17 protein-coding genes are annotated in these 25,756 nt (G+C 72.5%); 10 read left to right on the top strand and 7 right to left on the bottom strand.

The window, feature by feature from the left end; genetic code table 11:
- Positions 1-32: 32 nt before the first annotated feature.
- The 4 genes from BJ982_RS22000 to BJ982_RS21985 are packed head-to-tail and all read left to right on the top strand — an operon-like array spanning position 33 to position 4,652.
- Positions 33-1,319, top strand: a complete 1,287-nt coding sequence (locus BJ982_RS22000; protein ID WP_184882938.1) for an ABC transporter substrate-binding protein — start codon at positions 33-35, stop codon at positions 1,317-1,319.
- Positions 1,320-1,321: 2 nt separating this feature from the next.
- Positions 1,322-2,245 (top strand): carbohydrate ABC transporter permease, encoded by a 924-nt coding sequence (locus BJ982_RS21995; protein ID WP_239122788.1) that lies wholly within the window; start codon positions 1,322-1,324, stop codon positions 2,243-2,245.
- 9 nt (positions 2,246-2,254) lie between these two features.
- Entirely contained in the window at positions 2,255-3,088 is an 834-nt protein-coding gene (locus tag BJ982_RS21990) for a carbohydrate ABC transporter permease (protein ID WP_184882936.1), read from the top strand.
- Between the two features lies 1 nt (position 3,089).
- Positions 3,090-4,652, top strand: coding sequence for an amylo-alpha-1,6-glucosidase (locus BJ982_RS21985; protein ID WP_239122790.1), 1,563 nt, complete (start codon positions 3,090-3,092; stop codon positions 4,650-4,652).
- Between the two features lie 4 nt (positions 4,653-4,656).
- Here BJ982_RS21985 and BJ982_RS21980 read toward each other — a convergent pair whose 3' ends face one another.
- The 6 genes from BJ982_RS21980 to BJ982_RS21955 all read right to left on the bottom strand — a co-directional run bounded on the left by BJ982_RS21980 (position 4,657) and on the right by BJ982_RS21955 (position 9,457).
- A complete protein-coding gene (locus BJ982_RS21980) occupies positions 4,657-5,460 on the bottom strand; it encodes an SGNH/GDSL hydrolase family protein (RefSeq protein ID WP_184882933.1) in 804 nt (267 codons plus the stop codon).
- Positions 5,457-5,891, bottom strand: a complete 435-nt coding sequence (gene aroQ / locus BJ982_RS21975; protein ID WP_184882932.1) for a type II 3-dehydroquinate dehydratase — start codon at positions 5,889-5,891, stop codon at positions 5,457-5,459. Before aroQ ends, BJ982_RS21980 begins: the two co-directional genes overlap by 4 nt.
- A gap of 67 nt (positions 5,892-5,958) precedes the next feature.
- Positions 5,959-7,035, bottom strand: a complete 1,077-nt coding sequence (aroB, locus tag BJ982_RS21970; RefSeq protein ID WP_184882930.1) for a 3-dehydroquinate synthase — start codon at positions 7,033-7,035, stop codon at positions 5,959-5,961.
- Positions 7,032-7,571, bottom strand: coding sequence for a shikimate kinase (locus BJ982_RS21965; RefSeq protein WP_239122791.1), 540 nt, complete (start codon positions 7,569-7,571; stop codon positions 7,032-7,034). Before BJ982_RS21965 ends, aroB begins: the two co-directional genes overlap by 4 nt.
- On the bottom strand, positions 7,568-8,746 hold the full coding sequence (aroC, locus tag BJ982_RS21960; RefSeq protein WP_184882928.1) for a chorismate synthase: 1,179 nt from the start codon (positions 8,744-8,746) through the stop codon (positions 7,568-7,570). Before aroC ends, BJ982_RS21965 begins: the two co-directional genes overlap by 4 nt.
- Positions 8,747-8,893: 147 nt before the next feature.
- Positions 8,894-9,457: an SseB family protein gene (locus BJ982_RS21955; protein ID WP_184882918.1), complete on the bottom strand. Its 564-nt coding sequence runs from the start codon at positions 9,455-9,457 to the stop codon at positions 8,894-8,896.
- Positions 9,458-9,565: 108 nt separating this feature from the next.
- Between BJ982_RS21955 and BJ982_RS40545 the strand changes: the two genes are divergently transcribed.
- Positions 9,566-10,231: a prepilin peptidase gene (locus BJ982_RS40545; protein ID WP_184882916.1), complete on the top strand. Its 666-nt coding sequence runs from the start codon at positions 9,566-9,568 to the stop codon at positions 10,229-10,231.
- Between the two features lie 57 nt (positions 10,232-10,288).
- Here the strand turns inward: BJ982_RS40545 and bar are convergent, their stop codons facing one another.
- Complete coding sequence (bar, locus tag BJ982_RS21945) at positions 10,289-11,395, bottom strand: barbiturase (RefSeq protein WP_184882914.1); 1,107 nt, start codon at positions 11,393-11,395, stop codon at positions 10,289-10,291.
- A 339-nt stretch (positions 11,396-11,734) separates the two neighbouring features.
- On the opposite strand from bar, the gene BJ982_RS21940 reads away from it, so the two are divergent.
- From BJ982_RS21940 to BJ982_RS21920, 5 genes are all read left to right on the top strand, one after another.
- Positions 11,735-12,076, top strand: a complete 342-nt coding sequence (locus BJ982_RS21940) for a hypothetical protein (protein WP_184882912.1) — start codon at positions 11,735-11,737, stop codon at positions 12,074-12,076.
- Between the two features lie 184 nt (positions 12,077-12,260).
- A complete protein-coding gene (locus BJ982_RS21935) occupies positions 12,261-15,446 on the top strand; it encodes a S8 family serine peptidase (protein ID WP_184882910.1) in 3,186 nt (1,061 codons plus the stop codon).
- A 289-nt stretch (positions 15,447-15,735) separates the two neighbouring features.
- A complete protein-coding gene (locus BJ982_RS21930; protein WP_184882908.1) occupies positions 15,736-18,939 on the top strand; it encodes a S8 family serine peptidase in 3,204 nt (1,067 codons plus the stop codon).
- Between the two features lie 250 nt (positions 18,940-19,189).
- Positions 19,190-22,366 (top strand): S8 family peptidase, encoded by a 3,177-nt coding sequence (locus BJ982_RS21925; protein ID WP_184882906.1) that lies wholly within the window; start codon positions 19,190-19,192, stop codon positions 22,364-22,366.
- 172 nt (positions 22,367-22,538) lie between these two features.
- Entirely contained in the window at positions 22,539-25,715 is a 3,177-nt protein-coding gene (locus tag BJ982_RS21920) for a S8 family serine peptidase (protein ID WP_184882904.1), read from the top strand.
- The last annotated feature ends 41 nt before the right edge of the window (positions 25,716-25,756 follow it).

Here is a 25,756-nt window from a genome sequence, read left to right as displayed (position 1 = left end):
ACCACCCGCACCCCCACCGCAAGGAACGAAGCATGAAGCGCGCAATAGCCCTACTGGCCCTGATGGCGACGACGGCGGCCACGGCCGCGTGCAGCGGCTCGGGCGGCGGCGCCGCCCCCGGGGCCGCCGGAGACGGTCAGGTGGTCCTGCGCTGGTCCACCTGGGGCACGGCCGACGACATCAAGCTCTACGAGGGCTTCACCCGGGACTTCGAGAAGCGCCACCCGAACATCAAGCTCAAGCTGGAGTCGGTGTCGGACTACGCCGACTACCACCCCAAGCTGTTCACCCAGCTCACCAGCAAGACCGCGCCCGACGTGTTCTTCGTCGGCGACGACAACATCGGCAAGTTCGTCTCCTCGGGCGTCCTCACCCCGCTGGAGGGACTGCTCGCCGGCCCCGACTCCAAGAGCAGGCCCGAGGACTTCTTCGAGGGCATCTACGGCGGCGCCAAGAAGGACGGCCGGATCTACGGCGTGCCCAACGACACCAACCCCGAGGTGCTCTGGTTCGACAAGAAGGCGCTGAAGGAGGCCGGGATCGGCGAGAACCCCGCCGACCTGTACGCCGCCGGCCAGTGGACCATGGACAAGTACCTGGACATGAACGCCGAGCTCAAGGCGGCGGGCAAGGCCGGGTCGATCTTCTGGAACTGGTACGGCTCCACCTACAGCGTGATCAACGGGTTCGGCGGCAAGGTGTGGGACGGCGGCCGGTTCGTCGCCACCACCGACGCCGGCGCGCGCAAGGCCCTGCAGACCCTGGCCAAGGGCTACCAGGACAAGACGTTCCTGTCGGCCGACGTGCTGCCGGAGAGCAACAGCGCCTCGACCCGGTTCCTCAAGCACGACGCCGGCTTCTACGCGGGCGGCCGGTGGGTGATCGACAGCCTCAGGAAGGGCGGCGAGCTGGACGACTACGACATCGTCCCGTTCCCCTCCCCCGACGGCAAGCCGATGCCCGGCGCGGTCGCCGCCTCCTACATGGCGATCAACAAGGACGCCAGGAACCCGAAGGAGGCGTTCACCTTCCTCACCGAGTTCGTGAGCAAGGAGGGGCAGCTCCTGCGGCTCAAGGGCGGCGGCGCCGTCCCCTCGATCAAGGGCGCCGAGCAGGTCGTGCTCGACGGCTATCCCCAGCACGCCCAGACGTTCCTCGACGTGCGCGACACCGGCTTCGCCAACTACCCGGACGAGGTCGCCGTGCCGGGCCTCACCGCGGCCATCAACGACGAGCTGCTGAAGGTGTGGACCGGCAAGGTGCCGTTCGACCAGGGCATGACCGAGCTGCAAAAAGCCGTCGACGGCATGACGAGCTGACCGTGGCCGCCATCGCCAAGGCGCCCGCCCGGCCCGCCCGCGCGGGCCGGTGGGTGCGCACCCGCGACGGCTGGTGGGCCGGTCTCTTCCTCGGCCCGCAGGTCGCCTTCCTGCTCGTCTTCCTGGTCCTCCCGCTCGGCTACGCCGTCTACCTGTCCCTGGTCCAGTGGGACGGCTTCGGCCCGAAGACGTTCGTCGGCCTCGGCAACTTCACCGCCCAGCTCACCGACGCCGACTTCCTGCGCGCGGTGTGGAACACGACCAAGCTCGCGCTGATCACGGTGCCGGTCGGCCTCGCCCTGGCGGTCCTGATCGCGGCCGGGCTGGCCGGGATCAAGGGCAGCAACTTCTACCGGGTGCTGTACTTCATGCCCGTCGTGACCAGTTCGGTCGCGGTCGCGCTGATCTGGCAGGTCATCCTGGCCGACGACGACAACGGCGTGCTGAACTCCACGCTGCGGCGGTTCGGCCTGGACGGGCCCGACTGGCTCGGCGACCCGGGCTGGGTGATCGTCGCCATCGCGATCGTGACGGTCTGGTCGTCGCTCGGCCTCAACGTGGTGATCTTCCTGGCCGGGCTGCAGACCATCCCGCCGCAGATCGTCGAGGCGGCGCGCATCGACGGCGCCTCCAGCGCGAGGATCTTCCGGTCGATCACGCTGCCGATGCTGTCGCCGACGATCTTCTTCTCCACGGTGGTCGCGGTGATCAGCTCGTTCCAGGCGTTCGACCAGATCTACGTGCTGGTCAACCCGGCGCACAACGAGGGCGCGCGGACCATCGTCTACCAGGTGTACAAGCTCGGCTTCAAGGACTTCCAGTTCGGCATGAGCAGCGCGGCCGCGCTCATCCTGCTCGTGCTCACGCTGCTGGTCACCCTTGTCCAGTTCGCGGCGCAGAAGCGCTTCGTCCACTACGACTCCTAGGGGGCCTCGATGCGCTCGCGTCCGGCCGCGCGGCAGCTCGCGCTGCACGCCTCCCTGGCCCTCGGCGGCCTGCTCATGCTGTTCCCGTTCGCCTGGATGCTGCTCACGTCCTTCAAGGGCGTGCACCAGATGCTGAACGACCCCACCGCCTGGCTGCCCAGTCCCTGGCGCCCGCAGAACTACCCCGACGCGCTGGCCAAGATGCCGTTCGGCCTCGCCTACTGGAACAGCCTGTACATCGCCGCGCTGAACGTGGCGCTCACGCTGCTCACCTCCGCCATGGCGGCGTACGCCTTCGCCAGGATCAGGTTCCGCGGGTCGGGCGTGCTGTTCGTGCTGTTCCTGGCGACCCAGATGGTGCCGGTGCAGGTCACGATCGTGCCGCTCTACCTGATCCTGGCGAAGTTCGGCTGGGTCGACTCGCACCTGGCGCTGATCTTCCCGACCGTCGCCAACCCGTTCGCGGTCTTCCTGCTGCGCCAGTTCATCCGCGCGGTGCCGATCGAGCTGGAAGAGGCGGCCAGGACCGACGGGGCCGGCCGCTGGACGATCTTCTGGCGGATCGTGCTGCCGAACATCAGGCCCGGCCTCGGGGCCCTCGGTATCATCGTGTTCCTGGCCTCCTGGAACTCCTACTTCTTCCCGCTCGTGTTCCTCAACTCCTCCGAGCTCGCGACCGTGCCGCTGCTGCTCAGCCAGTTCGCCGGAGGGCACAGCGCCATCGACTACGGGCTCATCCTGTCCGCCTCGGCGATCTCGGTGATCCCCACCCTGATCGCGTTCCTCATCGGCCAGAAGAAGATCATCAACGCTATGGCCGCGTCCGGCCTGGGAGGACGGTAACGTGCTCGACCTGCGCGAACGCCCCTTCACCGACCGAGGCTCTCGCCTGATGGTCACCACGGGCCCCGACGGCGCGCTGCGCGTCTCCCGCGCCGCCTACGAGGCCGCACCGGAGACCGTGCTGTCCGGCCTGCGGGTGCTGTCGGAAGACCGGCCGCTGCCGGTCCGCGCCGCCCTGCCCGACCGGGTGGAGTTCGACGGCGGGGCCTGCCTGGTCTTCGCCGGCCCCGAGACGCTCGTGCTGACCGGGGACGGCCTGCGGGCGGTGTGGGACGGCGGCGCGGCGGAGGTCTCCGGCTGCCGCACGCTCACCGGCGCGGGGTCGTTCGACCCGGCCGCCGTCCTGGCCCGCGCCGCCGGCCGCTGGGACGCCTGGTTCGCGCGCATGCCGGCCGTACGGGCCGACCTGCGCGCCCGGGCGAAGGAGGCGTGGTGGACGCTCGCCGCCAACGTGGTCTCCATCGGGGGCCGCGAGGCGCTGGTGCCGTCCAAGGCCGGGTACGTCGGCCTGTGGAACTGGGACGCCTGCTTCCACGCGGTCGGGCTGCGGCACGGCGACCCCGAGCTGGCCCGCGAGCAGATCCGCATCCTGCTCGGCCACCAGCTCCCCGACGGGCGGCTGCCCGACGTCGTCCACGACCACGGGGTGCTCGCCGAGACCACCGACCTGCCCCGCTCGGACCACCTGCGCCTGGCCCGGCACGTCGGCGGCGCGGCCGAGGGCGGGATCGTGGGCGGACTGGTCCCGGTGACCAAGCCGCCGGTGACCGCCTGGGCGGTGTGGAAGGTCCACGAGGCCGCGCCGGACCGCGACTTCCTCGCCGAGGTGTACGAGCCGCTCGTCCGGTGGCAGCGCTGGTGGCTCGCCTGCTCCGACCCCGACGGCGACGGCCTGGCCGAGTACCTGCACCCCTACTCCTCCGGTCTGGACGACAGCCCGATCTGGGACCACGGCCCGCGCGCCGAGCCGCCCGACCTCAACTCCTACCTGGCCCTGCAGTACGACCGCCTCGCCGACATCGCGGACGTGCTCGGCCGCGCGCGGGAGGCGCGGGAGTGGCGGGAGAAGGCCCGCGCCCACGTCGCGCTGATGGTCCGCCTGCGCTGGGACGGCGCCCGCTTCGTGACCCTGGTCGGCGGCGCCTCCGGCGGCCCGCCCGTCGCGGCGCGGACCCGGACCGCGCTGGACCTGATGCCCCTGTTCACCGGGAGGCTGCCCGCGGAGATCGCCGCGGCGCTGGTGGCCGACCTGCGCTCGCCGGGCTTCTGGGGCGAGCGCCCGGTCCCGAGCGTGGCGTTCGACGACGCCGACTTCGACCCCGAGGCGATGTGGCGCGGCCCGGTGTGGCTGAACGTCAACCACATGCTGGCCGACGGGCTGCGCCGTTCCGGCCGCCTGGACGTCGCCGGGGAACTGGCCGAGCGCACGCTCGCCATGGTGCGCGACGGCGGCGGCCTGTACGAGTACTGGAACCCGCTCACCGGGCGGCCGGGGCGGCGCGCGGCGCGGAGCTTCGGCTGGTCGGCGGCGCTCTTCCTCGACCTCGCCGTCCAGGCCGGCTGACGCCCTACGGGCGGCGCGGCGCGTCGGCGGGCGGCTCGACCTCGGCGAGATAAGGCGCCAGGGCGGGCCGCTTCGGGTCCACCCCGTCGCCCGAGGACGTGCCGCGCAGGCGGCGGCCCACCCAGGGCAGCAGGTGCTCGCGCACCCAGAGCCGGTCCTCGCGCAGCTTGGCCCTGCGGTCGACGTGCTCGCGGGGCGGCCAGGTGTACCGCCAGCGGTCCTCGGTGGGCACGCCGAGCACCTCGCACACCTTCGCCGCGACCATCCGGTGGCCCTCGGCGTTCATGTGCAGCCGGTCCTCGCTCCAGGCGCGCCAGTCGCGCAGCGAGTGCATCGACCACTGGTCGACCAGGTGGCAGCCGTACACGTCGGCGATGGAGCGGACGTGCAGGTAGAACACCGCGGTCCTGCCACGGGCGCGGCGCATCAGCGGCGTGTCGCGCGGGTCGATCCCGGTGAACAGCAGGACCTCGGCCCCGGTCGCCCGCAGCTCGCGGACGGCGCCCGCGAGCGTCTTGGCCATGCGGTCGGGGTCGGCGCCCGGCCGCAGCAGGTCGTTGCCGCCCGCGCACAGGCTGACCAGGTCCGGCTTGAGGTCGATCGCCAGGGGGACCTGCCGCTCGACGATCTGGTCCAGCAGCCTGCCGCGCACGGCCAGGTTGGCGTACCGGAACCCCGGCGTCAGCGCGGCCAGCCGCTCGGCCACCCGGTCCGCCCAGCCGCGGAAGCGGCCGTCGGCGCCCGGGTCGTTCAGCCCCTCGGTGAAGCTGTCGCCGATCGCGACGAACGAGGTGTACGGCCCGCTCACGCCGCCTCCTCGGCGATCGCGCGCAGCGCCAGCTCGTAGGAGCGCAGGCCGAACCCGGCGATGGTGCCGGTGGCCACGGCGGCGACCACCGAGGTGTGGCGGAACTCCTCGCGGGCCGCGGGGTTGGAGATGTGGACCTCGACCAGCGGGGCGGTGCGCTGGGAGATCGCGTCGCGCAGCGCGTAGGAGTAGTGGGTGAACGCGGCGGGGTTCAGCACGACGGGGATCGCGCCGTCGGCCGCCTCGTGCAGCCAGGAGACCAGCTCGGCCTCGTCGTCGGTCTGGCGGACCTCCACCGACAGCCCGAGCTCCCTGCCGACGCCCCGGCACAGGGCCTCCAGGTCGGCGAAGGTCTGCGCGCCGTAGACGTCCGGCTCGCGGGTGCCGAGCCGCGAGAGGTTGGGGCCGTTGAACACGAACACGGTCCTCATCGCGGTGTCGTCGTCCTTTCCCTGCGCTGCTCCCCGCGCCCCTGTGCGCGCTCCGCCACCTGCCACCTCACCGGGCGACCTCGCGGAAGGCCGCCTCCAGCAACTCCTCGGGAGGATCCTCCAGGCGGGTGACCCGGGCGACGTCGTCCAGGATCACGAAGCGCCGGGTCTCGCCCCGGTTCTTCTTGTCGACCCGCATGTGGTCGCGCAGGTCCGGCCAGGCGTCGCCGCGGTAGGCGGTGGGCAGGCCCACGGCGTCGAGGATCGCGCGGGTGCGCTCGACCAGGGCGGCGCTCGCGTGCCCGGCCAGCCGCGACAGCTCCGCCGCGTACACCATGCCGACGGCCACGGCCTCGCCGTGCCGCATGTGGTAGTTCTCCACGCGCTCGATCGCGTGCGCCAGCGTGTGGCCGTAGTTGAGGATCTCGCGCACGCCCGACTCGCGCAGGTCGGCCCCGACGACGTCCGCCTTGACCTGGATCTTGCGCTCGATCAGCGCCCGCGTGTGGCGGCCCTCGGGCAGCCGGGCGCCCTCGGGGTCGTCCTCGACCAGCAGCAGGATGGTCGGGTCGGCGATGAAGCCGCCCTTGATGACCTCGGCGAGCCCGGCCACGTAGTCGTCACGCGGGACCGACGCCAGCGTCGCCAGGTCGCACAGCACCCCGGCGGGCGGGTAGAACGCGCCGACGAGGTTCTTGCCCTCGGCGGTGTTGATGCCCGTCTTGCCGCCGACCGCCGCGTCCACCATGCCGAGCAGGGTGGTGGGCACCTGGACGACCTCGACGCCGCGCAGCCAGGTGGCGGCGGCGAACCCGGCCAGGTCGGTGGTCGCCCCGCCGCCCACGCCGACCACGGCGTCGGAGCGGGTGACGCCGTAGCGGCCGAACGCCGACCACAGCTCGGCGGCGACCTCCACCGACTTGGCGTGCTCGCCGTCGGGGACGGGAAGCTCGACCACGGCGTACCCGGCGGAGGTCAGCGCCTCGCAGACCGGGCGGGCGATCTCGGGCAGGCCCGCCGGGCGCACCACGGCGACCGTGCGGACGCGCTCGCTCAGCAGGCCGGGCAGCTCGGCGAGCACGCCGGTGCCGATGACCACGTCGTAGGGGCGCTCCCCCTTGACCGGAATGCGGGTGCTTGTCACGCCGGGAGCCCCTTGACGATCTCGTCGGTGATGTCCTCGGGATCGCGGCCGTCGGTGTCGACGATCATGGTGGCCAGCCGCTCGTAGATGGGGCGGCGCTCGTCCATGAGCTTCTTCAACCGGCTGCGCGGGTTCAGCACCAGCAGCGGGCGCGCCTGCGCCAGCCCCACCCTCGCCACGGCGTCGGACAGACCGACCCGCAGGTAGACCACCGGATGCCCGGCCAGCAGGGCCTGGGTGCCCGCGTCGAGCACGGCGCCGCCGCCGAGCGACAGCACGCCGTCGTGCTCGGCGAGCGCCCGGCGCACGGCCTCGGCCTCCAGTGCGCGGAAGCGCTCCTCGCCGTCGTCGACGAAGATGTCGGAGACGGGCTTGCCGGCCGTGGCCTCGACGTCGGCGTCGGTGTCGCGGAAGGCCACGCCGAGCCGCCCGGCCAGCAGCGTGCCCACCGTGGACTTGCCCGAGCCCGGCGGGCCGATCAGCACCGCCCGCGGCGTCGCCCGGACGTCGCGGGGGCTTTGCGCAGGAGAGCTCACTTGATCACCATAGAGGACAGGTAGCCGGAGACGTTGCGGGCGACCTCCTCCACCGAGTCGCCGCCGAACTTCTCGACGGCCGCGTCGGCGAGCACCAGCGCGACCATCGCCTCGGCGACGATACCCGCCGCCGGGACCGCGCAGACGTCCGACCTCTGGTTGATCGCCTTGGCGGGCTCGCCGGTCAGGACGTCGACGGTGGACAGCGCGCGGGGCACCGTGGAGATCGGCTTCATGGCGGCGCGCACCCGCAGCGGCTCGCCGTTGGTCATGCCGCCCTCGACGCCGCCGGCCCGGTTGGTGACCCGGCGCACGCCCGCGGCGGTGTTCTCGATCTCGTCGTGGGCCTGGGAGCCGCGGCGGCGCGCGGTCTCGAAGCCGTCGCCGACGCCGACGCCCTTGATGGCCTGGATGCCCATGAGGGCGGCGGCGAGGCGCGCGTCGAGGCGGCGGTCCCAGTGGACGTAGCTGCCGATGCCCGGCGGCAGGCCGTAGGCGACGACCTCGACGACGCCGCCGAGCGTGTCGCCCTCCCTCTTGGCGGTGTCGATCTCTTCGATCATCGCCGCGCCCGCGTCGGCGTCCAGGCAGCGCGCCGGGTGCTCGTCGACCGCCGCGAGGTCGCCGGGGCCCGGGATCACGTCGCCGGGGGCCTCCACCGCGCCGATGGCGATCACGTGGCTGACGATGTCGACGCCGAGGGCCTGCTTGAGGAAGTTGCGGGCGACCTGGCCGAGCGCGACCCTGGCCGCGGTCTCGCGGGCGCTGGCGCGGTCCAGCACGGGACGGGCGTCGTCGAAGCCGTACTTCTGCATGCCCGACAGGTCGGCGTGGCCGGGGCGGGGACGCGAGAGCGGGGCGTTGCGCGCCTGGGCCGCGAGCACGTCCGGGTCCACCGGGTCGGCGGCCATCACCGTCTCCCACTTGGGCCACTCGGTGTTGCCGACGCGGATCGCGACCGGGCTGCCGAGGGTGCGGCCGTGGCGGACGCCGCCGACGATGGTCACCTCGTCCTGCTCGAACTTCATGCGCGCGCCCCGGCCGTAGCCCAGACGGCGCCGGGCGAGGGCCTCCCGCACATCGGCCGACGTCACCCCGACCCCGGCGGGCAGCCCTTCGAGGATCGCGACGAGTTCGGGGCCGTGCGACTCGCCCGCGGTCAACCAGCGCAACATGGTGACAAGTCTTCCATGCGCCGCCCACTGCCGACGCCCGCCCCGCACCCGGCCACCGGTCCACCCACCCCCACCTGCGCGAAGACCTCTCCCCGTACCCCCGGGACCTCGACCCCACCGCGGGGGGCGGCGGGAGGGCCGGGGGTGTCAGCGGCGGCGGCGGAACAGGCCGCGCCGGGGCTCGCGGACGCGGGCGACGGTCACCTCGGCGTGCGGCGCGAGTCCCTGGAGCAGGCCCTGGACGCCGTCGCCGTCGGCCGGGGCTCCGCCGATCGAGGCGAGGGCGCGCAGCACGCCGCCCTCGATCGCGAACGGCGCCGGCCCGGCCACGTCGACCACCACGGCCTCGGCGCCCTCGCCGAGCGCGGCCCGGCAGACCTGCGGCGTCAGGGCCTGGATCGGGCGGGCGTCGGCGCGCCACAGCCGCAGCGGCTCCGACCCGGTGAAGGCGGGGACGGCCTTCCTGCCGTCGGCGCCGACCAGCACCGGCAGCGCCATCTCGCTCTCCTTCTCGCGGGCGAGCCCGTTCTCCCCGATCTCGGTCGAGGTCAGCACCGCCACCACGGGGACCAGCAGCCTCGCCGTGCTCAGCGCCGCCGCCACCCGCGCCACGTCGCCCGTGCCCGCGGCGAACGCGGCGAGCGCGGCGGCCACCGCCGGGTCGGCGGCGCCGTCGTCCTCGGGAAGGAGCGGCTGCGGAATGCTCGGCACGATCCGCGAGCCTACCTTCCCTCCACCCCGCCCCCGCCCTTGCCGGGAGGAGCCGGATGGCGGCCCGTTCGCCGCCGGCGGCCCGATCGGGACGGCTAGGGTCGGCACGTGAGCGTCATCGTCGCCGGGGCCGCGCTGCTCGGCTTCCTGGCCGGGCCCTACGTCCGCGCCCTGGCGAGCGGCTTCTCCCCCGCCGAGGAAGAGACGCGGCGGGCCTACCGGGAAGAGGCGCGGGCGGCGTTCCGGGGGGCGGTGCGGCGCGGCCGGTGGCCGGGGTGGCCGCCCTGGGGGGAGACGGCGGTGGCCGCCGCGTGCGCCTTCGCCGCCTGGAGGTTCGCGGGCTCGGCCGACCTGGCCGCCTGGCTGTACGCGGCGGTCGCGGGCTGCGCCCTGGCGATGATCGACTGGCGGACGCGGCGGCTCCCGGACGCGATCACGCTGCCGTCCTACCCGATCCTCGCGGTGCTCCTGGTCCCGGCGGGGCACCTGCCGGGCGGGCTGCTGGGCGGCCTCGCCCTGGCGGGCGCCTACGCGGTGCTGTGGTTCGCGCGCCCGGAGGCACTGGGGTTCGGCGACGTCAAGCTGGCCGGGCTGACCGGCATGCTCATGGGGTCGCTCGGCCTGGAGGCGTGGGTGACCGGCGCGCTGGCGGGCCAGTTCCTCGGCGCCCTGTACGCGGTGGCGCTGCTGCTGACCCGCAGGGCGACGGCGAAGACCCAGTTCCCGCTGGGTCCCTTCATCCTGCTCGGCGCGGTGGCCGCCGCCCTCCGGTGACACCCGGGCCGCCGGCCCCGGTGATCGGACGCGGCGGTCAGCCGAGGTGCGCGGCGGTCAGCCGAGGTCGGCGATGGCGGCCACCGGGCCGCCGCCGGAGGGGCCCTGGTGGACGGCGGCCACCGAGACGAAGACCGCCGGGTCGCCGGTGACGCTCGCCGCCACGCCGCCGACCGCGGCCTTGATCTGGCGGTGCCAGTGCACGTCGGAGTCGTCGAGCATGATGTTCCTGCGTCCGCGCACCCGCCCGCCCGGGTCGGCCTCGCACTTGAGGAACACGTTGACGAGCCTGCCGCCGAGGTCGCTCGGGTGTGGGCGTTCCGGCAGGCCGATGCCGCTGCCGCGGATGGCGTCCCAGATGCCGTCGGCGTCCAGGGCGTCCTTCATGACGCCGTGCCCGACGCGGTACCGGCCGCCGATGCCGCGGACGTTGCCGACCACGACGATCTGCGCCCGGTCCAGCTCGACGCCGGAGGAGCAGGAGGCGACGCTGGAGTACAGGGACAGGTCGCGGTGGATCTGCTCGGCCCGCGGGGTCTCGATCTCGCCGAGCGCGACCGCGATCCCGAGCGCGGTGGTGGAGTTGGAGATGTCCATCGAGGGCCCGGTGTCCTCGATGACGACGTCCTGCCCGCGCGCCCTGGCGTCGCCGATCGTGGCGAGGGTGAGCAGCGGCGTCTTGGTCTGGACGTAGTGGACGTCGGCCGGGTCCTCGATCCCGGCGATCTTCATGGCCTCGCGCACGCCGGCGGCGACCTTCTCGACCATCGCGGGACGTCCGATGTCCTCGGGGAGGATCACGTCGCTCATGGCGACCCCGACCGAGACGCGCGGCTCCTCGGAGGGCGTCACGCGGGCCGGGTCGAGGGTGGCGAAGATCGTGGCGTGCGGGCTGAGGACGCCGTCGGTGCCACCCGACCACACCAGCGGCACCTGCGCCACCTCCTCGGGGGAGCGGGTGCCCCTGGCGATCAGCACGTCGCGGAAGGCCCGGTCGGCGAGGATGCGCGTGTAGTCGTTGACGCCGCCGTTGCCCTCGGTCTTGCCGATCACGGCGAGCACGCGGTCGGCCTCGATCACGCCGTCGTCGATGAGCCTCTCCAGCCCGGAGGCGTCGGTGACGCTCTCGATGGCGACCTTGCGCACCTCGATCGGATCCGGCATGTGTTCCACCTCTCACGTCACCGCCCGGCCGCGCCGCGGGCCGGTCGTCCTTCACCGGCCGGACGTTCCCCGGCGGCGCCTCCCGCACCCCTCGCCGTCCGCTCCCACGGCCCATCACGATGCTGATATGAGCGCGAAGCTATCCCCTCCCGACGTTCACCTCATTGGCCATCATTGCCCATGAAACCGCGTTCTTTAGGAACATCTCGCCGATACAAAGGCCCCATGCCCGCCTGTCTCACTACCGGAATGCCGTTCCCGGCATATTCCTCATAACGCTGTCAGGATGATCGAAGGGTTTTCCGCCGCGCCCGCCGCGCCGCGGGGCAGAATCGGGGCGTGGAACCCCAGAAACTAGAGCGCGACGAGGTCGCCGCCGCCATGTCCGCACGCCGCGAGCTCGGCCCCCAGTACGAGCTCGAACTCGCCCAGTCGCTGGTCGACCGGGTGAACGCCGTGATCGACCAGCGACTGGCCGCGTCCCCCCGGCGTCAGGGCCCCGACTGGGCGCAGATGACGCTGGGTCTCGGGTCGCTCGCGCTGTCGGTGCCCCTGGTGGCGATCGTGGCGGCGAACATGGATCACACCACCGTGCCGATCCTGCTGGTGTTCGCGGTCATCGCCGCCGTGAACCTCGCCTACGCGATCACGAGAACGGGCGGCCGCGACAACAGAGGGTGACGGGACGCCCTGGCCGGAAGCGCCGCCCCCTCGGGAACTAGCGACTATTAAAACGTTCTTCATCCTTCAATGTCGCCAAAGTCCGACTTTTTCAGAAAATATTTCTGCATCGCCGACAACCATCCGTCGTTTTTGGCGCGTACTACTGGGATGACCGGTAGTAAACGAACCGCAAAGGACGACGATGAAGCGAAAAGCCGCAACAATCGCCCTCGCGGCAACGACCGCACTGGGCGTGATGGCGGTGCCCTCGGGCGCCGCCACGGCCGCGGCACGACCCGGGCCCTCGGGGGGGCTCGGCACCGTCACGCTCATCACGGGCGACCGTGTGACCGTGTCGGGCGCGAAGGAAGGCCGCAGGGCCTACCAGGTCGCGCCCGGCGCGGGGCGTAAGGTCTCGTTCTCGATCCGTGAGATCGCCGGGCACACCTACGTGGTGCCGTCGGACGCGGCGGCGCTCGTGGGCAGGGGGCTGGTGGACCGCCGCCTCTTCGACGTGACACAGCTGCTGGCGTGGAACTACGACGACGCGCACCGCGCCGACATCCCGATCATGACGCAGGGCGGCGCCGCGCCCAAGGCCGCGAGGGCCGGGCGCGCCATGGACGCCGCCGGCCTGTCGGCGGCCCGGGTGCCCAAGGCGCAGGCCGCCTCCGTGTGGAAGGACCTGATACCGGCCGCGGGGGCCAGGTCTCTCACCACGGGCGTCTCCAAGCTGTGGCTGGACGGCAAGCTGTCCTTCTCGCTCGACAAGAGCGTTCCCCAGATCGGCGCGCCGGAGGCGTGGGCGAAGGGCCTGACCGGCAAGGGGGTGACGGTCGCCGTCCTGGACTCCGGGTTCGACCCCGACCATCCCGACCTCAAGGGAGTGATCAGCCAGTCGGCCAACTTCTCCGAGGAGCCCAACACCGACGACCTGGTCGGCCACGGCACCCACGTGGCCTCCATCGTCGCCGGCTCGGGCCAGGCCTCGGGCGGCAAGTACAAGGGTGTCGCCCCGGACGCCAAGATCGCCTTCGGCAAGGTCGGCGGGCAGTACGGCGTCGGGGAGTCCGACCTGATCGCCGGCATGGAGTGGGCCGCCACCGAGGTCAAGGCGCGGGCGGTCAACGTCAGCATCGGGGGGCCGGACGGCCGTGACCTCGACCCGGTCGAGCAGGCGGTGAACACCCTCAGCGAGGAGACCGGCACGCTGTTCGTCATCGCGTCGGGCAACGACGGCCCGCGGTCGATCGGCAGTCCCGGCAGCGCCGACGCCGCGCTGACGGTCGGCGCGGTCGACAAGAACGACGCGCTGGCGGACTTCTCCAGCCAGGGGCCGCGCGTCGGCGACTCCGCGGTCAAGCCGGACATCACCGCGCCCGGCGTGGAGATCAACGCGGCCAACGCCGGAGGCGCCCCGGCCACGCCGTACGCCTCCCACAGCGGCACCTCGATGGCGACCCCGCACGTGGTCGGCGCCGCGGCGATCCTGGCCCAGCGGCACCCGGACTGGAACGGGGCCCGGCTGAAGGCCGCGCTGATCTCCACGGCGAAGCCGCACGCGGGCCTGACCCCCTACGAGGAGGGCGCCGGCCGCGTCGACGTGGCGCGCGCCGTCACCCAGACCGTCGTGGCCGACACGCCGAACCTGTGGTCGGTCGTGCGCTGGCCCGGCGGCGGTCCGGCCGTCACCAAGGAGCTGACCTACGCCAACACCTCCGACGCGCCGGTGGACCTGGCGCTGGCCGAGGACGGCCCGTACACGCTCTCGGCCGGCCGCCTCGCCGTCCCGGCGGGCGGTAAGGCGTCGGTGACGCTCACGCTCGACTCCGGCCTCAAGCCGGGCGCCTACCCCGGCACCGTCACCGCGACCGCGGGCGGCGTCACCGTGCGCAGCCTGGCGGGCGCCTACATCGAGCCGGAGTCCTACGACGTCACGGTGACGGCGACCGGCAGGAGCGGGGCGCCTCTGGACGACGCGTGGGTGACGGTTTACGACCTGAAGTCCGGCGTGTTCGAGGATCTGATCTTCTCGGGCGGCGTCGCGAAGACCCGCCTGCCGCGTGGCGAGTGGAACCTCGTCGCCGACCTGTTCGAGGGCGACGACTACACCCTGGCCCATCGTGCGCTCACCGTCGGCGCGCGGGACCTGACCGTGCCGCTCGACGCCCGCCAGGGCAGGCAGGTCCGCTTCTCCGTGGACGACCCCGCGGCCAAGGGTGACGGGACCTACCAGGTCGACGTGCGCAGGACGGAGGGCGAGAACTCCTTCGAGACCGGGTTGAGCACCTCCGGGCAGCCGTCGCTGCGCGTGTTCGTCATCCCCTCCCGCCAGGCCGGCCTGGAGTACCTGGTCCGCACGACGCTGACGAGCGGCGGCGCGGCGCCGAGCCGGTACGACCTGGTCGACTACCGGGCCGGCCAGATTCCCGCCGACCCCGGCGGGCGGTTCAAGAAGTCCCAGCTCGCCCGGATCGATACGAACCTGCGGGCGCAGAACGTGAACGCCACCGCCGAGTTCGACCGGTCGGTCGGCTTCCCTGACACGACCTTCGCCATCCTCGGCGGGAGCGCCGCACCGGTCACGCTCCCGAGCACGCTGCGCAGCTACGTGACGCCGGGCCATGACCTGCTGTGGTTCTCCGGGTTCGCGCACACCGTGGGCGACTACTACACCTCGCTCGACTTCAGCGGTCGCACCGTACGGCGCGGGCACACCTCCGAGGTGTGGAACGCGGCGGTGATCGGCCCGTCCGCGCAGACCGCGCTGCGGTTCCAGGACGAGCTGGTCTACATCGTGGACAACCTGTTCAGCGACGTCGCGCCCCGGTCCGGCTGGGACGGCAACATCACGGGCAAGGCGTCCCTGTCCGGGGACGGCAAGGTGCTGCAGGAGACCGCGCTGGACCAGTGCGACTTCCCCGGCCAGTGCGCCCTGCAGGCGACGGTCCCCGCCGCCGCGGCGAGCTACACGGTGAACCTGTCGGCCCGCCGCGACGTGCCCTACTCCACGCTCGCGACCGCGGTCGACGCCTCCTGGACGTTCCGCTCGGCGCACACCGACGACTTCGCGACGCTGTCGCTGCCGGCGGTGCGGTACGCCCCCGCGGGGCTGGACGCCTCCAACCGGGCCAAGCCCGGCTCGGTGACCAGGATCCCGGTGACCGTCAATGGCGGCACCACCCTGACCACGCTCAAGGTCGAGGCGTCGTTCGACGACGGCAAGACCTGGCGGGCGCTGCAGGTGCGGCGGGACGGCAAGGAATGGTCCACCTCGGTGGCCAACCCCTCCTCCCCCGGCTTCGTGTCCCTGCGCGCCACGGGCGAGGGCCCGGACGGGGTTCAGGTGAAGCAGACGATCACGCGGGCGTACGCCGTCCAGCGCTGATCTGAGAACGGCGCGGCGGCGGACCGGCGTCCCGGCCCGCCGCCGCGCCGGACGGCTTCGGCTGCGCGATCACGCGGACGAGCGGGCGGAACGACAGAGAGTGACCGCCGGGGCCGATTAGGCCCTTCCGCTTCCCGGCGCCGCCGAGTGTTACAGCATTCCGCATCCCTTAAAGCCATCCAAATCCGACTTTTCCGTAAATATTTCTGCGCACAGGATATCCATTCGTCCCTTTTATTCGCGTACTACTTGATTGACCCGTAGTTAAGCGAACCGCAAAGGGACGAAGATGACGTGCAAAGCCGCAACAATCGCCCTCGCGGCCGTGACCGCGCTGGGTGTGATGGCGGTGCCGTCGGCCCGCGCGACGGCCACGGCACAGGCCGGCGCCTTACAAGGCGCCCCGATCGGCACCGTCACGCTGGTCACGGGCGACCGCGTGACGGTGTCGGCGCCCCCCGGAGGCCGGCATGCCTACCAGGTCAGGCCGGGCGCCGGGCGTGATGTCTCCTTCTCCGTCCGGACGTTCGCGGGCCACACGTACGTGACGCCCTCGGACGCGGCCCCGCTCGTCGGCAGGGGCCTGGTCGACCGGCGCCTGTTCGACGTCACGCAGTTGCTGGAGTGGGGCTACGACGACGCCCACCGCGCCGACATCCCGATCATGACCGAGGGCGGCGCCGCGCCCAAGGCCGCGACGGCCGGGCGCGCCCTGACCGGCATGGGCCTGTCCGCGGCGCGGGTGCCGAAGGCCCAGGCCGCCGGCGTGTGGCGGGACCTGCGCCCCGGCACCACCGCCAAGACGCTCGCGGCCGGGGTCACCAAGCTCTGGCTGGACGGCAAGCTCTCCTTCACGCTCGACAAGAGCACGCGGCAGATCGGCGCCCCCGAGGCCTGGAAGAGGGGGCTGACGGGCAAGGGCGTGACGGTGGCCGTCCTCGACTCCGGCTACGACGCCCGCCACCCGGACCTGCGGGGGGTCGTCACCCAGGCGGTCAACTTCTCCGACGAGCCCGACACGAAGGACCTGGTCGGCCACGGGACCCACGTGGCCTCCATCGTCGCGGGCTCGGGGCGGGCCTCGGACGGCAGGTACAAGGGCGTCGCGCCGGGGGCCAAGATCGCCCTCGGGAAGGTCGGCGGGGTCTACGGCGTCGAGGAGTCCGACCTGATCGCCGGGATGGAGTGGGCCGCGAACACGGTCAAGGCCCCCGTGGTCAACATCAGCGTCGGCGGGACGGACACCCGCGGCCTCGACCCGGTCGAGGAGGCGGTGAACACCCTCAGCGAGCGGACCGGCACGCTGTTCGTCATCGCGGCCGGCAACTCCGGCAAGGCCAAGTCCATCAACAGCCCCGGCAGCGCCGAGGCCGCGCTGACGGTCGGCGCGGTCGACCGCGCCGACGCCCTGGCCGGCTTCTCCAGCCAGGGCCCGCGCATGAACGACGGCGCGGCCAAGCCGGACATCACCGCCCCCGGCGCCGGTATCGTCGCCGCCGGGGCCAAGGGCACCACGACCGGCCGCTACGTCGCCAAGAGCGGCACCTCGATGGCCACCCCGCACGTCGTGGGCGCGGCCGCGATCCTGTCCCAGCAGCACCCGGACTGGAAGGGGGCCCGGCTCAAGGCCGCGCTCATGGCGTCGGCCAGGCCCGGCGCGGGGCTGACGCCGTACCAGCAGGGCGCCGGGCGGGTCGACGTGGCGCGCGCGCTCACCCAGACCGTGGTGGCCGAGACGCCGAACGTCTGGACCTTCATCCCCTGGCCCGGCGGCGGCACCGAGCCCGTCACCAAGGAGATCACCTACGCCAACACCTCGGCCGCGCCGGTGGACCTCGCCCTGGCAGAGGACGGTCCGTACACCCTGGCCGCCGGCCGTCTCACCGTCCCCGCGCACGGCACGGCGTCGGTGCGCCTCACCCTGGACGCGGGCCTGGATGTGGGCGGCCACCCGGGCGTCGTCACCGCGACCGCGGGCGAGGTGACCGTGCGCAGCCTGGCCGGCGCCTTCGTCGAGCCGGAGTCCTACGACCTGAGACTGACGGCGACCGGCAGGGACGGCAAGCCCCTCGACGGCGTCGCCGCGCTGCTCTACGACGTCAAGACCGGCGAGATGGAGGAGGTGCCGTTCTCCGGCGGGGCCGGCGCGACGCGGTTGCCGCGCGGCGACTGGAACCTGATCGCCGACCTGTACGAGCCGGGCGCGTACACCTTCACCCACCAACCGGTGAAGATCGACAAGGCGGACGTCGACCTGGCCCTGGACACGCGCCGGGCCGCCCCGGTCCGCTTCGCCGTGGACGACCCGCAGGCCGGGCCCACAGGGGCGTTCCAGCTCAGCCTGCGCCTGACCGACGGTGGATCGTTGTTCGAGAGCGTCACCGCCCAGGGCCCCGACCCCGGGCGCGAGCTGTACGCCCTGCCGTCCCGCCAGCCCGGCCTCGAGTACCTGCTGCGCGCGGTGTGGGAGAGCGACGGGAACGGGGGGAACGACACGGTCAGGTACGACCTGGCCGACTACCGGGCCGGCGGCATCCCCGCCGACCCGGGCGCTCAATTCAGAAAGGCCGAGCTCGCCCAGGTCACCACGGACCTGCGGGCGCAGGGCGTGTCCGCCCCCGCCCGGTTCGACCGCGCGCCGGGCCTGCCCCGCTTCGGTGCCTTCGTGCTCGGCGTCGGCTCGTCCGACGTCAAGGTCCCCGGCACGCTGACCGACTACGTCACGCCGGGGCACGGCCTGGCGTGGTACGCGGAGTTCACGCACGAGGACGGGGCCTACGTCCTGCTCGACGGCGCAGGCCGCCCGGCACAGCCCGGTCACACGTCTGAGGTGTGGAACGCGGCCGTCGCCGGCCCCGCGGCGCCTCCCGTGCTGCGATACAGGGACGAGATCGCGTACATCGTGGACGGGCTGTTCACCGACGGCGGGCAGGGCCGTCCCGGCTGGGACGGGAACGTCACGGGGACGGCCACCCTCGCCAAGGGCCGCACGGTGCTGCAGCGGGCCGACCTGAAGATCTGCGACCACGCCGGCCAGTGCGTCCTGCTGACGCCGGTCCCGGCCGGCGCGGAGACCTACACGCTGAACGTGTCGGCGCGCCGCAGGACGCCCTACGCCGCGCTGTCGACCGCGGTCCACTCGACCTGGACGTTCAGGTCGGCGCACACGCCGCTGGGAGAGCGGCTCGCGGTGCCCTCGATCATCTACGCCCCCGAGGGGCTGGACGCCTACAACCGCGCCCTGCCCGGCTCGGTGACCACGATCCCGATCACCGCCAAGGGCGGCGAGATCTCCACGCCGAAGATCGAGGCGTCCTTCGACGACGGCAGGACCTGGCGGGCGCTGCAGGTGCGCCAGGACGGCGAGGGATGGGTCACCACGGTGACCAACCCCTCCTCGCGCGGCTTCGTGTCGCTGCGGGCCTCGGCGGACGGCCCGGACGGCCTCCAGGTGAAGCAGACGATCACGCGGGCGTACGCCGTCCATCGATGATCTGACGACGGCGCGGCGGCGGACCGGGACACCGGCCGCCGCCGCGTCATATCCGCCCGGCGTCCGGAGAGCCGGGAGCGGCGGGCGCGGCGACAAGGGCGGCGGCGTCCCGATCGGGGCCGCCCGCTGACCGCCGTTGACGTGCGTCCGGCTTATTCGGAAAGAACTCCGTCAAATTAGATCGCCATTTATCACTCTTTGCACATACAAATTGAAAGGACGGTGAGTAAACCATTCACAAAGGATGTCGATGAAACGAATAACCGCAGCACTCGCCCTCGCGGCATTGACCGCGTCGGCGGTGCCGGCGATACCCTCGGCCGCCGGCACGGCCGCGGCACGGCCTGGCCCCTCGCGGGGGGTCGGCACCATCACCCTCATCACCGGCGACCGGGTGACCGTGTCGGAGACGCCCGGCGCCCCGCGGGGATACCAGGTGACGCCGGGCGCCGGGCGCAAGGTCTCCTTCTCGATCGAGGAGGTCGCCGGGCACACCTACGTGCTGCCCTCCGACGCCGCGCCGCTGATCGGCAAGGGCCTGGTGGACGAGCGCCTGTTCGACGTGACGCAGTTGCTGGAGTGGGGCTACGACGACGCCCACCGCGCCGGCATCCCCGTCATGACCAAGGGCGGCAGCGCCCCCAAGGCCGCCGCCGCCGGGCGTACCCTGCGCTCCGTCGGCCTGAAGGCCGCCGAGGTGCCCAAGGCGCAGGCCGCCACGGTCTGGCGGCAGCTGCGCCCCGCCGCGGGCGCCAGAACGCTCGCGTCCGGCGTGTCCAAGCTGTGGCTGGACGGCGGGGTCTCCCCGGCCCTGGACAAGAGCGTCCCGCAGATCGGCGCCCCCGAGGCGTGGAAGAACGGACTGACCGGCAAGGGCGTCACGGTGGCCGTCCTTGACACCGGCTACGACCCCGACCACCCCGACCTCAAGGGCGTCGTCTCGCAGACCGCAAACTTCACCGACGAGCCCGACATGAGGGACCTGGTCGACCACGGCACCCATGTGGCCTCCACCGTCGCGGGGTCGGGCGCGGCCTCCGGCGGCAAGTACAAAGGCGTCGCCCCCGACGCCAAGATCGCCGTCGGCAAGGTCATGGGGGCCGGCGGCAACAACCAGGTGTCCGACGTGATCGCCGGCATGGAGTGGGCGGCCACCGAGATCAAGGCGCCGGTTGTCAACATGAGCCTCAGCATCCCGGACACCCGCGGGCTGGACCCGCTCGAAGAGGCGGTCAACACCCTCAGCGAGCAGACGGGAACCCTGTTCGTCGTCGCGGCCGGCAACCTGAGAACAGCCAATGAGCCCATCCGCAGTCCCGGCAGCGCCGATGCCGCGCTCACGGTGGGGGCGGTGGACCGGAACGACAAACTGGCCCCCATCTCCTGCACGGGCCCGCGCATCATCGACCAAGCCGTCAAACCGGACATCACCGCACCAGGCATGGGAATCGTCGCGGCACGCAGCGGAGCCACCGGCCCCGGCGACCCGTACGTGGCCATGAGCGGCACCTCGATGGCGACCCCGCACGTGGCCGGCGCCGCCGCCATCCTCGCCCAGCAGCACCCCGGCTGGAACGGCGACCGGCTCAAGGCCGCGCTCATCGCCACGGCCAAGCCGGGCGACGGCATGACGCCCTACGAGCAAGGCGCCGGCCGGGTCGACGTGGCCCGCGCGGTCACGCAGAGCGTGACGAACGACACCGGCAACCTCTGGACCTACCTCGCCTGGCCCCACAACGGCGAGGAGGTCGCCAAGAAGGTCACCTACACCAACGCCTCCCAGGAGCCGGTGGAACTCGCGCTGACCGAAGACGGTCCCTACACGCTGTCCGCCGACCACCTCACCGTCCCGGCGGGCGGCGACGCCTCGGTGACCCTCACCCTGGACTCCGGCCGGCGCCCGGGCGTCTACACCGGCACGCTCACCGCCACCGCGGGCGAGCTCACCGTACGCAGCCTGGCCGGCGCCTACATCGAACCCGAGTCCTACGACCTGACGATCAGGGCCATCGGCAGGGACGGCAGTCCTGTTCAGGCGGTCGACGCGGCGCTGATCAACCTCAAGACCGGTGAACGCGCCCGACCGCGGTTCGTCGACGGTGTCGCGGAGCTCCGTCTGGGGCCCGGCGAGTGGAATCTCAACGCCCAACTGTCGGAGCAGGGCGTACACACGCTCACCGACCGCACGTTCACCATCGGCCCCGCGGCCGTGAGGTTGACGCTCGACGCCCGCCTGGGCAAGCGGGTGAGCCTCACGGTGGACGACCCCGCGGCCGGACCCACCGGCCAGCTCACGATCAATCTGAGCGACACCGGGAGCAACGGGTACGTGCGCGAATACCTGATCCCCCAGGGGGAGGCCGCGTACACGCTGCCCTCCAGCCGGCCGGGCCTGGAATACCTGGCATACCAGGTGCTGACGGCGGGTGGCGCGGCACCGAGCCGGTACGACCTGGTCGACCGCCGCACCGGCCAGATCCCCGCCGACCCCGGCAGGCGATTCGCGAGGGCCGACCTCGCCAAGGTCGGCTTGACCTTCCGCGCCCAGAACGTGGACGCCACGGCGCAGTTCGCCAGGTGGTTCGTCCTTCGCGGCAAGGACAAGGATCTGCGCAGTGATCCCACCACCGTCACGATTCCCAGCACGGTCGACAACTATCTGACGCCGGGACAGGACCTGCTCTGGTCCGGCCGGCTCACGCAGGGGGGCTACTCCCTCGTCGACCTTCAGCAGCGGCCCGTGGCCGCCGGGCAGTCCGCCGAGCTGTGGAACGCGGCGGTGACCGGCCCCTCCGCGTCACGCGTGACGCGGACCGGCGACGAACTGGCCTACACGCCGGAGGGGCTGTTCACCGACGCCGGCACCGGCCACACCGGCTGGGACAGCGACGTCACCGGCACGGTGTCCCTGGCCAAGGACGGCGAGGTCCTGGAGCGGATCGAGCTGGAAGACTGCTTCGTCCCCGACTGGTGCTCCCTCGCCTCGCAGGTCCCCGCCGGCGAGGGCGTCTACACCGTGAACGTCTCGGCCCGCCGTGACGTCCCCCACTCCGCGCTGGCCACGGCGATCGACTCCTCGTGGACGTTCACCTCGGCCCACACCGGCGACAGCACGCCACTCGCGGTGCCGTCGGTGCGATTCGCCCCCGAGGGGCTGGACGCCTACAACCGGGCCAGGCCCGGCACGGTGACCGAGATCCCGATCACCGCCGACGGCGGCGAGCTGACGACACCGGCGATCGAGGCGTCCTTCGACGACGGCGCCACCTGGCAGACGCTGCAGGTCCGCCAGAACGGCACGGGCTGGACCACCTCGGTGACCAACCCCGCCACCCCCGGCCACGTCACCCTGCGCGCCTCCGCCACCGGGCCCGGCGGTGTGCAGGTGAAGCAGATGATCACCCGGGCGTACGCCGTCCAGAACTGACCATCTGAACCCGCGCGCGGCGGCGGACCGGGAGCAGCCCGGACCGCCGCCGCGTCTGATAAATGCCAAAGTCCGATTTCTCGAACGGGTTGATACGGCTTAGGTGTTGATCTAGCGCTTTTACCGCTTACTACTTGATTGACCGATAGTAAGCGAACCGTAAAGGACCGCGATGAAGCGAAGAGTCACAGCACTTACCCTGGCGGCGCTATCCGTGCTGGGCGTGGTGGCGGCGCCCTCGGCCGCCGGGACGGCCCCGGCACGGCCCGGCCCGTCCTCCACGGGTCCGCTCGGCAGTGTCACGCTGATCACCGGAGACCGGGTGACCGTGACGGGCGAAGCAGACGGCCCGCAGGGATACCAGGTGACCCCGGGCCCCGGGCGCCAGGTCTCCTTCGCGATCCAGACGTTCGCCGGGCACACCCTCGTGCTGCCGTCCGACGCGGCGCCGCTGATCGGCAAGGGCCTGGTGGACGAGCGCCTGTTCGACGTGACCCAGCTTCTTGAGTGGGAGTACGACGACGCCCATCGCACGGACATCCCCATCATGACCGAGGGCGGCGCCCCGCCCAGAGCCGCCACCGCCGGGCGCGGCCTGGACTCCGTCGGTCTGACCGCCTCCCGGGTGCCGAAGGCGCGGGCCACCACCGCGTGGAACAGCTTGCGCCCGGCCTCTGAGGCCAGGACGCTCGCGTCAGGCGTGTCCAAGCTGTGGCTGGACGGCAGGGTGTCCCCGGCCCTGGACAGGAGCGTCCCGCAGATCGGCGCACCCGAGGCGTGGAAGAACGGACTGACCGGCAAGGGCGTCACGGTCGCCGTCCTCGACTCCGGCTACGACCCCGGCCACCCCGACCTCAAGGGCGTCGTCACCCAGGCCGCCAACTTCTCCGACGACCCCGACACCCGCGACCCGGACGGCCACGGAACCCACGTGGCCTCCACCGTCGCCGGCTCGGGCGCGGCCTCCGGCGGCAGGTACAAGGGCGTCGCCCCCGACGCCAAGATCGCCGTCGGCAAGGTCTTCGGGCTCGATGACGGCCGGGAGTCGGCCGTCATCGCCGGCATGCAGTGGGCCGCCACCGAGGTCAAGGCACGAGTGGTCAACATGAGCCTCGGCGAACGGGACACCCGCGCGCTGGATCCGCTCGAGCAGGCGGTGAACATCCTCAGCGAGCAGACCGGCACCCTGTTCGTCGTCGCGGCCGGCAACGGCGGCGCCAGGCAGTCCATCGACAGTCCCGGCAGCGCCGACGCCGCGCTGACGGTCGGCGCCGTGGACAAGAACGACACGCTGGCGGACTTCTCCAGCCAGGGCCCGCGCGTGGCCGACCAAGCCGTCAAACCCGACATCACCGCACCCGGCGTGGAGATCGTCGCGGCAAGCGCCGGAGGCGGCACGAGCGACTCCTACATCGCCAAGAGCGGCACCTCGATGGCGACCCCGCACGTGGCCGGCGCCGCCGCCATCCTCGCCCAGCGGCACCCCGACTGGGACGGAAGCCGGCTCAAGGCCGCCCTGATGGCCTCGGCCGAGCCGGGCGAGGGCCTGACCCCCTACCGGCAGGGCACCGGCCGGGTCGACGTGGCCCGCGCGGTCGCCCAGACCGTGGTGACCGACACCCCCAACGTCTGGACCTACCTCACCGGGCCCCGCGACGACGAGGACGTCACCAAGGAGGTCACCTACACCAACACCTCCGAGGAGCCGGTGGAGCTGAAGCTCACCGAAGACGGCCCCTACACGCTGTCGGCCGACCACCTGGCGGTTCCCGCCGGGGGCAGCGCGTCGGTGACCCTTACCCTGGACGCGACCCTCCAGACGGGCGTCTACCCGGGGACGGTCACCGCCACTACGGGGGAGGTCACCGTCCGCGGCCTCGCCGGCGCCTTCATCGAACCCGAGTCCTCCTACGTGACCGTGACGGCCATCGGCAGGGACGACGATCCTCTCCTGGCCGTCCGCGCCACGCTGTACAACTTCGAGACCGATGAGCGCATACCGCTGAACTTCTTCAAGGGTGTCGCCGAGGCCCGGGTGAGACCCGGCGCGTGGAACCTCTTCGCCGACATGTTCGGCGAGAACGGCGGGATCACCGTCAGCCACCGCGCGGTCCCGGTCGGCCGCCAGGACGTGAGCGTGACGCTCGACGCCCGCCAGGGCCGACGGATCAGCCTCACGGTGGACGACCCCGCCGCCGAACCCACCGGGGCCTCCCAGATCTCCCTGCGCAATACCGGCGGGAACAAGAAGTTCGTCGTCCGATACGACATACCCAGGGGTGAGGTGTACGTGCTGTCCTCCCGCCAGCCGGGGCTGGAGTACCTGGCGCATCAGGTCCTGACGGCGGGAGGCGCGGCGGCGGTCCGGTACGACCTGGCCGACTACCGCGCCGGTCGGATCCCCTCCGACCCGGACAGGAAGTTCAGAAAGGCCGGCCTCGCCCAGGCCGCCGTGACCTTCCGGGCGCAGAACACCGACGCGCCGGCCGAATTCGACAGGTACGTCGCCCTGCCCGGCGAGAACGGCGTCCTCGTCGGCTCCTCCGCGACGGCCGTCACGACTCCCGGAACGCTCACAAACTATCTGACGCCGGGACATGACCTGCGCTGGTCCGGCCGCCTCGCTCAGGGCGAATACGTCCTCACCGACCTCGGCCAGCGCACCGTGCGGCGCGGGAGGTCCGCCGAGCTGTGGAACGCGGCGGTGACCGGCCCCACCGCGCCGTCCGTGACACGGTCCGGTGACCGGCTCACCTTCGGCCTGGAGGGCCTGTTCACCGACGCCGGCACCGGCCGCGCCGGCTGGGACGGCGACGTCACCGGCGCGGCGTCCCTGGTCAGGGACGGCAAAGTGCTGAAGCGGAGCAGGTTGGAGAACTGTCACCTCGGCCGGGCGTGCCTGGTCGCCGACCTCCCCGCCGACCACGGCACCTACACGGCGAGCTTCTCGGCCCAGCGCGACGTCCCCTACGCCGCGCTGTCCACCGCGATCGACGCCTCCTGGACGTTCACCTCGGCCCACACCGACGACGCCACGCCCCTCGCGCTGCCGTCGATCCGGTACGCCCCCCAGGGGCTGGACGCCTACAACCGGACCAGGCCCGGCACGGTGACCCGGATACCGATCACCGCCGAGGGCCGCGCGCTGAACACCCCTGTCGTCGAAGCCTCCTTCGACGACGGCGGAACCTGGCAGGCGCTCCAGGTCCGCCGGGCCGGCACGGGCTGGACCACCTCGGTGACCAACCCCGCCACCCCCGGCCACGTCACCCTGCGCGCCACCGCCACCGGCCCTGCCGGGATCCAGGTGCAGCAGACGATCACCCGGGCGTACGCCGTCCAGAACTGATCCGGCCCGAGCGCGGCGGCGGCCTTGGACGGGCCGCCGCC

Origin of the sequence: Sphaerisporangium siamense (genome assembly GCF_014205275.1) — a bacterium.
GTDB classification, from domain to species: domain Bacteria; phylum Actinomycetota; class Actinomycetes; order Streptosporangiales; family Streptosporangiaceae; genus Sphaerisporangium; species Sphaerisporangium siamense.
This window is presented reverse-complemented; position numbering and strand designations above follow the sequence as displayed.

What these genes read in the sequence shown, in the direction of transcription:
- bar (WP_184882914.1), bottom strand. Translation starts at nt 11,395, where the DNA reads ATGCCGGATCCGATCGAGGTGCGCAAGGTCGCCATCGAGAGCGTCACC.
- BJ982_RS21935 (WP_184882910.1), top strand. Translation starts at nt 12,261, where the DNA reads ATGAAGCGAAAAGCCGCAACAATCGCCCTCGCGGCAACGACCGCACTG.
- aroC (WP_184882928.1), bottom strand. Translation starts at nt 8,746, where the DNA reads ATGTTGCGCTGGTTGACCGCGGGCGAGTCGCACGGCCCCGAACTCGTC.
- aroQ (WP_184882932.1), bottom strand. Translation starts at nt 5,891, where the DNA reads ATGAGGACCGTGTTCGTGTTCAACGGCCCCAACCTCTCGCGGCTCGGC.
- BJ982_RS21920 (WP_184882904.1), top strand. Translation starts at nt 22,539, where the DNA reads ATGAAGCGAAGAGTCACAGCACTTACCCTGGCGGCGCTATCCGTGCTG.
- BJ982_RS22000 (WP_184882938.1), top strand. Translation starts at nt 33, where the DNA reads ATGAAGCGCGCAATAGCCCTACTGGCCCTGATGGCGACGACGGCGGCC.
- BJ982_RS21925 (WP_184882906.1), top strand. Translation starts at nt 19,190, where the DNA reads ATGAAACGAATAACCGCAGCACTCGCCCTCGCGGCATTGACCGCGTCG.
- BJ982_RS21930 (WP_184882908.1), top strand. Translation starts at nt 15,736, where the DNA reads ATGACGTGCAAAGCCGCAACAATCGCCCTCGCGGCCGTGACCGCGCTG.
- BJ982_RS21990 (WP_184882936.1), top strand. Translation starts at nt 2,255, where the DNA reads ATGCGCTCGCGTCCGGCCGCGCGGCAGCTCGCGCTGCACGCCTCCCTG.